1 protein-coding gene is annotated in these 861 nt (G+C 67.5%); it reads right to left on the reverse strand.

Annotation, left to right across the window (positions count from 1 at the left end; translation table 11 throughout):
• A partial coding sequence (locus JNB88_RS33120; protein WP_220359165.1) for an ATP-binding cassette domain-containing protein occupies positions 1-861 on the reverse strand: 861 nt, incomplete at both ends.

Consider the following 861-nt stretch of genomic DNA (forward strand, 5'->3'; position numbering starts at 1 on the left):
CCTTGGCCGCACGGATGATCTTGCGCGCATCCGGCGTCTCGGCAAAGCGCGAGATGTTCTCGGCAATCGTCCCCTCCATCAGCGCCACGTCCTGCGGCAGGTAGCCGACATGCTCGCCGAAGAAGGCCTCGTTCCACTGGCTGAGATCGGCGCCGTCGACCCGGACCGAGCCGCGCAGCACCGGCCAGATGCCGAGGATCGAGCGCGCCAGCGTCGTCTTGCCGCCACCCGACGGACCGATCAGACCGAGCGCCTGGCCGGCCTTCAGCGTGAAGCTGACTTCGCTCAAGAGCACCGCGCCGCTCGTCGGCGCCACCGTCGTGATGTTGTCGACCGTCAGGCTCTCGTGCGGGGCCGGCAGCTCGACAAAGCCGCTCTTGTCGTTCAGCACCGCCAGCGTCTCGTTCAGCCGCTGATGGCTGCGGCGCGCACCGACTACGCCCTTCCACTGGGCGATCGCCAGGTCGACGGGGGCAAGCGCGCGCGCCGTGACGATCGACGAGGCGATGATCGAACCTGCCGACAGGTCGCCGCGGATCGCCAGATAGGCGCCGAGCCCAAGGATCGCCGACTGCAGCATCATCCGCAGCACCTTCGACAGGCCAGACAGCGTGCCGCCGATGTCGGATGTCTTTGTCTGACAGTCGAGGTGGCGGCGGTTGGCCTTCTCGAAGCGCTCGACGGCGCGGCCGGTGATCCCCATCGCATGCATGATGTCGCTGTTGCGGGCGTTCGAGTCCGCCACCGAGTTGCGCGCCACCGAGGCCTTGATCATCGATTGCGAATGCCGCCGGGTCAAAAGCTCGGCAATGATGGTCAGCACCGTCAGCACCGCCGCGCCACCGACCGTCAGGATCCCCA

The organism is Rhizobium cauense, from assembly GCF_019511525.1.
GTDB classification, from domain to species: domain Bacteria; phylum Pseudomonadota; class Alphaproteobacteria; order Rhizobiales; family Rhizobiaceae; genus Rhizobium; species Rhizobium cauense.